Origin of the sequence: Methylobacterium sp. 2A (genome assembly GCF_009806555.1) — a bacterium.
Lineage (GTDB): Bacteria > Pseudomonadota > Alphaproteobacteria > Rhizobiales > Beijerinckiaceae > Methylobacterium.
The window spans coordinates 22,606-29,685 of sequence record NZ_VUOK01000031.1 but is presented as its reverse complement, the minus strand read 5'-3'; the positions used below and the strand labels follow the sequence as shown (position 1 = coordinate 29,685).

Sequence of the window (7,080 nt, the reverse complement as noted above, 5' to 3'; positions counted from 1 at the left end):
AGAGCTCCTCACAAAACTCCCGAGCACCGGATATTTCCCTCTGGCCGCGACAGCGCAGCGGGAGTTTTGTGAGAGGCTCTAACCCTCGTCCTGCGAACAAACCCCGGAGCCCCCGATGGCCGCGCTCGACGCGATCCTCAACGACATCGACGCCGATCTGGAGAACGCCCTGGAGCGGCTGTTCGCCTTCCTGCGGATCCCGTCGATCTCCACCGATCCCGCCTATGCCGGCCATTGCCGCGAGGCCGCCGCCTGGCTCGCCAACGATCTCACCGCGCTCGGCTTCGAGACCTCGGTGGAGGAGACCTCACTCCACCCGGTGGTGCTGGCCCACAGGCCGAAGCCCGGGGCGCCGCACGTCCTGTTCTACGGCCATTACGACGTGCAGCCGGTCGATCCCCTCGACCTGTGGAAGACGCCCCCCTTCGAGCCGCACATCGCCCAGGACGGGGAAGGTGGGAAAAAGATCGTCGGGCGCGGCTCCTCCGACGACAAGGGCCAGGTGATGACCTTCGTGGAGGCCTGCCGCGCCCACATCGCCATGAGCGGCGAGCTGCCCTGCGGCGTCACCATCCTCGTCGAGGGCGCCGAGGAGAGCGGCTCGCAGGGGCTTCCCGAATGGGTCGCGGCCAACCGCGAAAAACTCGGCTGCGACGTGGTGCTGGTCTGCGACACCACCATGTGGGACCGTGCCACCCCGGCCATCACCTCCAGCTTGCGCGGCCTCGCCTATTTCGAGGTGAAGGTCACCTGCGCCGATCGCGACCTGCATTCCGGCTTCTTCGGCGGCGCGGCGCGCAACCCGATCCACGTGCTCGCCAGGATCATCGCCGACCTGCATGACGCCGATGGCCGGGTAACCATCCCGGGCTTCTACGAGGGCGTGCACGAGCGCCCCGCCGAGGTGCTGGAGCAGTGGCGCGGCCTTGGGCTGACGCCGGAGAAGCTCCTCGGCCCGATCGGCCTGAAGGAGCCCGCCGGCGAGCGCGGGCGGATGCCGATCGAGCTGGTGCAGTCGCGCCCCTCCTGCGACGCCAACGGCATCATCGGCGGCTATACCGGCGAGGGCACCAAGACGGTGATCGCCTCCACGGCCTCGGCCAAGATCTCGTTCCGCCTCGTGGACGATCAGGACCCGCAGGCGCTCGCGCGCAACTTCGAGGCCTTCGTGCGGGAGCGGATCCCGGCGGATTGTGCGGTCGAATTCATTACCTACAAGGGCTCGCGGGCGATCAGCCTGCCCTTCGACATGCCGCAGCTCGGCGCCGCCAAGGCCGCGCTCGCGGAGGAATGGGGCGTGCCGGCCGTGACCGTCGGCGCCGGCGGCTCGATCCCGATCGTCGGCGACTTCAAGCGGATCCTGGGGCGCGACACCCTGCTGATCGGCTTCGGCCTCGACGACGACCGCATCCACTCGCCCAACGAGAAGTACGACCTGACGAGCTTCCACAAGGGCACGCGCTCCTGGGCGCGGATCCTCGCGGCCCTCGGCCAGGGCTGACGTTCAGCGGGCGGTGGCCCGCATCTTCGCGTCGATCCAGGTCCAGAGGGCCCGGATCTCCTCCGCGGCCGGGCCGTCGGGGGCGTATTCCGTGACACCCAGGCCCGTCGCCAGGGCGTCCTGGTGATCGACCCGGTGGATGATGTTCGGCTCGGCCAGCACGCCCAGCCCATGCAGCTGCTCGGCATAGGCGCCGGTGCGCGGCGAGGGCAGCGGCGGGCACTGGTTCAGCACCAGGGCCAGCCGCTCACGCAGGCCGAGGCCGACCAGGGCCATGAGCGTCGGGCGCGCCGCCACGATGTCGAGCCGGGAGGGCCGCACCGGCAACAGCACGAAATCGGCCTCCTTCAGGGCCGGCGCGAGCCCGGCGGAACTGCCGGCCGTGTCGAGGACGGCGAGCGTCGTGCCCTGATCGGCCAGCTGATCCAAAATCTCCGGGAGCTGCCCGATCTCCCAGGGCTGGACCCGGTCGACCAGGACGGAATCCCCCGTCCGCAGCGCCCCCCAGCCCGCCAGGGAGTTCTGCGGATCGAGGTCGAGCGCGATCACGCGCTCGCCCGCCTCCGCGGCGGCGACCGCCAGGGAGGCGGCCAGCGTCGTCTTGCCGGTGCCGCCCTTCTGGACGGCGACCGCGAGGATCCGCAGCGGCCGGGCGGCCCGTCGAGGCACGGTCCCGGGCTCGATCTCGGATCCTTCAGGATCCATGCATGCCACCTGTCGCCTGCCTGTGCTTCCGCCGCGCCCGTACGGAACCGCCAACCCCGGCCAGCGCGCCTCGACAGCCGTGGCCCCGGCCCCGGACCAGGGTCCCGGCCCGGCGACTCGCGCAGGCGCGATTCCACGTCGATGATCGTATTCCGGGCTTCATGACGACGGGACTGTGAACACCTGAAGCCGGCGGCCGGCCTTCCGGATCGGATCTCGAGCGTGAGGAATGAGCACGCGCGTCGAGACCGGCAGACTATCAATCCCGGCTCGACCATGATCCCTTCGAAGACCGTGAACCGTGCCCACGGAATCTCTGTGATCTGCCCGCAGCAGGCCCGATACTGATTGGTCTATAACGCGACCGGCGCAAGTTCGTCAACCTATTCAACCAATACGCGAGACATTCCAAATCGTAATTCGAGACAAATATACATATAATTCTCGTGGTTATTCGCGCGAACTTAATCCCGTAGAAATCTTGAATATCAGCACAAGAACAAAATATTTATGATGTGTTGGATCCGCCCAGTGGACCGCGTTTGTCAGCAGCCGCCGCGGCGGCAGGTGAGATCCGAAGGATGCCGGGCCCATCCTCGGTTGGCGCGCAGTATGGAGCGCGCTCCACCGAAAGGGCTCCGGTTCGGCGCAGGCGCGCGCCGGGACAAAGGCCGAGCGCCCCATACGGACGCGACGCGATCGGGCACGGTGCTCGGTGGCCTGACAGCGGCCGCCGGTTGATCTACCCCAAGGATAACAACCCACAATAGAAGAAATCATACAGGCCGGATCGACGATCACATTTGCTCGACAACCCGCATGCACTTAGGAATTTCATCGGTTCAATCGACTAAACTTTAATCTTCGGGCCTCAATATGGCAAAAAATCCGACGTCGACGCCCTTGCACCTCTGGCATCGGCGGCCTCGGATGCCCCTGCCCAGAAGGCTCCCGATCCCGATGACCATCAAACTCCGGCTGCTCGCACTCCTGGCCGTCATGGGCCTGCTCCTGCTCGCCTGTGCGACCATGGGCAACCTCGCACTTCACTGGAGTCATCGGAGCTTCAAGACCGTGTTCGACGACCGCGTCGTCTGCCTCCGGCAGTTCAGCATCATCCGCGATGCCTATGACGACCTGATCGACGCCTCGCGCCTGCTGCGCAGCCGGCAGATCGATCCGGCGCAGGCCAAGGACACGATCGACCGCGATATGTCCAAGCTGCACAGGGAATGGTCGGCCTATCTGGCAACCGACCTGACCCCGGAAGAGGAGGCCCTCGCCAAGGACTTGCAGGGACGGATCGACCGGAACGACGCGATCGTGGCCGAGATGCTCAAGCGCCTCGCCGCCGGCGGCACATCGGATTTCGAGACGACGCATGCGGACCTGCTGAAGAGCATGCAGGCCACCAACGCGACGCTGAGCAAGCTGACCGCGCGGCAGGTCCGTGAGGCGGAGGCGGAGTACCAGCGCTCCGAGAGCACGGCGGGCTGGTCGCGTCTCGTGCTGCTGTCCGCCCTCGCGCTTGCGGCACTCAGCATCGCCTACAACGTGTACACGATCGTCGTGCAGGTGATCCGTCCGCTCGGCGGCATGACGGGCACGATGACCCGCCTCGCCGCCGGCGAACTCGAGGCCTCCGTCACGGGCGCGGCGCGCCGGGACGAGATCGGCGGGATGGCCCGGGCCGTCCAGGTGTTCAAGGACGCGATGATCGCCAAGCGCGACGCGGATGCCGCGGCCGCGACCGAGAACGCCGCGAAGATGCGGCGCGCCCAGGTGCTGGACGACGCGACGCGCGCCTTCCAGGCCCAGGTCACCCACCTGACGCATGGCCTGTCCTCGGCCGCCACCGAGATGGAGGCGACCGCCCAGACGATGAGCCGCACGGCCGACCGGACGGCGGGTCAGTCCGTGAGCGTCGCTTCGGCGGCCGAGCAGACCTCCGCCAACGTCCAGACCGTGGCGGCGGCGAGCGAGGAGATGGCGGCCTCGATCGGCGAGATTGCCCAGCAGATCGTCCGCTCCACCGCCATGGCCGAGCGGGCCGTCGCGGATGCCGCCCAGTCGAGCACGATCGTGCGCGGACTGGCCGAGGGCGCCGAGAAGATCGGCGCGGTCGTCGGCCTGATCTCCGGGATCGCCGCCCAGACCAACCTGCTGGCCCTCAACGCGACGATCGAGGCCGCCCGGGCGGGCGAGGCGGGGCGCGGCTTCGCCGTGGTCGCCGGCGAGGTCAAGGAGCTGGCCCAGCAGACGGCGCGGGCGACGGACACCATCTCCGCGCAGGTCAGCGCCATCCAGGAGGAGACCCGTGAAGCCGTCGCGGCAATCCAGTCGATCGGCGTGACCATCACGGAACTGCGCGAGATCGCCGTCGGCGTCGCCGCCGCGATGGAGGAACAGGGCGCGGCGACCCAGGAGATCGTCCGCAACGTCACGCAGGCCGCCCAGGGCACCCAATCGGTCACCGTCAGCATCGGCAGCGTGACGCAGGCCGCCGGCGAGACCGGCGCGGCCTCGTCGCAGGTCCTCTCCGCCGCATCGGAGCTGTCGCGGCAGTCGGAGCAGCTCGGCGCCGAGGTGTCCGGCTTCCTCGCCACGGTCCGGGCGGCCTGACGGTCGCTCCGGACGAGGGGGCGGTTCGATGCCCCCGCCCCCGACCAGGCCGGGTCGTCGCGCCCGGGCGCCGGCTCGGTCAGGCACGGCCCTCCTGCACGGCGTGGCAGGCGACGCCGTCGAGGAGCGCCGGCACCTCGGCGCGGCAGCGCTCATTGGCCAGCGGGCAACGCGGGTGGAAGGTGCAGCCGGAGGGCGGGTCGATCGGGTTCGGGATCTCGCCCGAGACCGGCACCCGGGCGCGGCCGACATGGGCGAGGTCGGGCACCGCGTCGAGGAGCATCCGCGTGTAGGGGTGGCGGGGCGCGGCGAACAGGTCCCTGGCGGCGGCGACCTCCACGAGGCGGCCGAGATACATCACCCCCACCCGGCTCGCCATGTGGCGGACCACGGCGAGGTTGTGGGAGATGAACAGGTAGGTCAGCCCCAGCCGGTCCTGCAGGTCGCGCATCAGGTTGAGGATCTGCGCCTGCACCGAGACGTCGAGCGCCGAGGTCGGCTCGTCCCCCACGAGGAACTCGGCCTGGCTGGCCAGCGCCCGGGCGATCGCCACCCGCTGGCGCTGGCCGCCGGAGAGTTCGTGCGGGTACTTTTTGGAATCATCCGCGTGGAGACCGACAAGTCCCAACAGTTCGCTCACCCGGGCGCGGATCGCCCCCTCCCCCTGGATCAGGTTGAAGGCCCGGATCGGCTCGGCGATGATCTTCCCGACCCGCCAGCGCGGGTTCATGGACGCGTAGGGGTCCTGGAAGATCATCTGGATGCGCGACCGCAGGCGCCGCCGGGCGGCGGCCTGGCGCGGGTCGGTCATCGAGATGCCGGTGATCGTCACCTCGCCGGCCGAGGGCGGCAGCAGGCCGACCACCATCCGGGCCACCGTCGACTTGCCGGAGCCGGATTCGCCGACGATCGCGAAGGTCTCGCCCTTCCGGATCGTGAAGTCGACGCGATCGACCGCCGTGAGGAATTTGCGCGGCTCGCGCTCGATCACCCGGTTGAGCCAGGGCTTCGAGACGTCGAACCGGCGGCGCAGATCGGTGACCTCGACGTAGGCGCTCACGCCGCTTGCTCCGCTGCATCGTACAGGTGACAGGCGACCCGGCTGGCCTCGACCGGGATCGGCTCCGGCCGCTCGACGCGGCATCGTGAAAACACCTTCGGGCAGCGCGGGTTGAAGGCGCAGCCCTGCGGGATCGCGGTGAGCCGGGGCATCGCGCCGGGGATCTGGCTCAGCCGTTCGGCCTCCTGCGACAGGGTCGGGATCGCGCCCATCAGGCCGACCGCGTAGGGGTGGTGCGGCTTGGCGATGACCGAGGCGACCGGGCCGATCTCGGCGACGCGCCCGGCATACATCACCGCCACCCGGTCGGCGGCCTCGGCGATCACGCCCATATCGTGGGTCACCAGCATCACCGCGGTGCCGCGCTCGCGGCAGAGGCGCTTCAGCAGCGTGATGATCTGGGCCTGGACCGAGACGTCGAGGGCGGTCGTCGGCTCGTCGGCGATGATCAGCTCGGGCTCGGCGGCGAGGGCGAGCGCGATCACCACCCGCTGGCGCATGCCGCCGGAGAATTCGTGCGGGTAGCCGTCGATGCGCCGCTCGGGGGCCGGGATGCCGACCTCGGCCAGCAGATCGATGGCGCGGCTGCGGGCGGCCTTCGGCGACAGGTCGGTGTGGGTGCGCAGGGTCTCGACGATCTGGTCGCCCACCCGGAACAGCGGGTCGAGGGAGGTCAGCGGATCCTGGAAGATCATGCCGATCCGCTTGCCCCGCACCCGCCGCATCGCTTCGGGCGAGAGGTTGTCGATGCGCTCGCCGCGCAGGCGGATCTCGCCGCCGGCGATCCGGCCGGGGCGGTCGATCAGCCCGATCACCGCCGAACCGGTCACCGACTTGCCGGCCCCGGATTCGCCGACGACGCCGAGGATTTCGCCGCGGCCGATGTCGAACGACACACGGTCGATGGCGGTGAGCGGCCCGCGGCGGGTGTCGAAGGCGACCGTGAGGTCGCGGACGGAGAGGATGGTTTCGGTCATGCTGTCCGGCCCTGCCACGCGCGCGCCCTCCCCCCTCTGCGGGGGAGGGTGGCCCCTGCGTCAGCAGGAGTCGGGAGAGGGGAGCGCGGGTTCCGAAAGAGGCGCGGTCGGCATGAAAGCCTCGGCCTGATCCTGCACCGTCGCTCCCCTCTCCCCCCCTGCTGCGCAGGGTACCCTCCCCCGCACAGGGGGGAGGGAGACGCGGCGGTGGCCAT

General features: G+C 69.6%; 5 protein-coding genes. 2 read left to right on the top strand and 3 right to left on the bottom strand.

From position 1 onward, the window contains the following. Positions 1–115 precede the first annotated feature (115 nt). Entirely contained in the window at positions 116–1,501 is a 1,386-nt protein-coding gene (locus FVE89_RS15945; RefSeq protein WP_160534948.1) for a M20/M25/M40 family metallo-hydrolase, read from the top strand. Positions 1,502–1,504: 3 nt separating this feature from the next. On the opposite strand, the gene FVE89_RS15940 is transcribed toward FVE89_RS15945, so the two are convergent. Continuing rightward, positions 1,505–2,206 carry an AAA family ATPase gene (locus tag FVE89_RS15940; RefSeq protein WP_160534947.1) on the bottom strand — a complete coding sequence of 234 codons (702 nt, stop codon included), beginning with the start codon at positions 2,204–2,206 and terminating at the stop codon, positions 1,505–1,507. A gap of 960 nt (positions 2,207–3,166) precedes the next feature. Between FVE89_RS15940 and FVE89_RS15935 the strand changes: the two genes are divergently transcribed. After that, positions 3,167–4,828 carry a methyl-accepting chemotaxis protein gene (locus FVE89_RS15935; protein WP_160534946.1) on the top strand — a complete coding sequence of 554 codons (1,662 nt, stop codon included), beginning with the start codon at positions 3,167–3,169 and terminating at the stop codon, positions 4,826–4,828. 79 nt (positions 4,829–4,907) lie between these two features. Here FVE89_RS15935 and FVE89_RS15930 read toward each other — a convergent pair whose 3' ends face one another. Beyond that, a complete protein-coding gene (locus FVE89_RS15930; protein WP_160534945.1) occupies positions 4,908–5,888 on the bottom strand; it encodes an oligopeptide/dipeptide ABC transporter ATP-binding protein in 981 nt (326 codons plus the stop codon). Further along, the gene (locus tag FVE89_RS15925) at positions 5,885–6,865 is read right to left on the bottom strand and encodes an ABC transporter ATP-binding protein (protein WP_160534944.1); all 981 of its coding nucleotides are present in this window, start codon (positions 6,863–6,865) and stop codon (positions 5,885–5,887) included. The genes FVE89_RS15930 and FVE89_RS15925 overlap by 4 nt, the downstream gene beginning before the upstream one ends. Between the last annotated feature and the right edge of the window lie 215 nt (positions 6,866–7,080).

Excerpts from the sequence above, each read along its gene's own strand:
- FVE89_RS15945 (WP_160534948.1), top strand. The coding sequence starts at position 116 with ATGGCCGCGCTCGACGCGATCCTCAACGACATCGACGCCGATCTGGAG.
- FVE89_RS15940 (WP_160534947.1), bottom strand. The coding sequence starts at position 2,206 with ATGGATCCTGAAGGATCCGAGATCGAGCCCGGGACCGTGCCTCGACGG.
- FVE89_RS15935 (WP_160534946.1), top strand. The coding sequence starts at position 3,167 with ATGACCATCAAACTCCGGCTGCTCGCACTCCTGGCCGTCATGGGCCTG.
- FVE89_RS15925 (WP_160534944.1), bottom strand. The coding sequence starts at position 6,865 with ATGACCGAAACCATCCTCTCCGTCCGCGACCTCACGGTCGCCTTCGAC.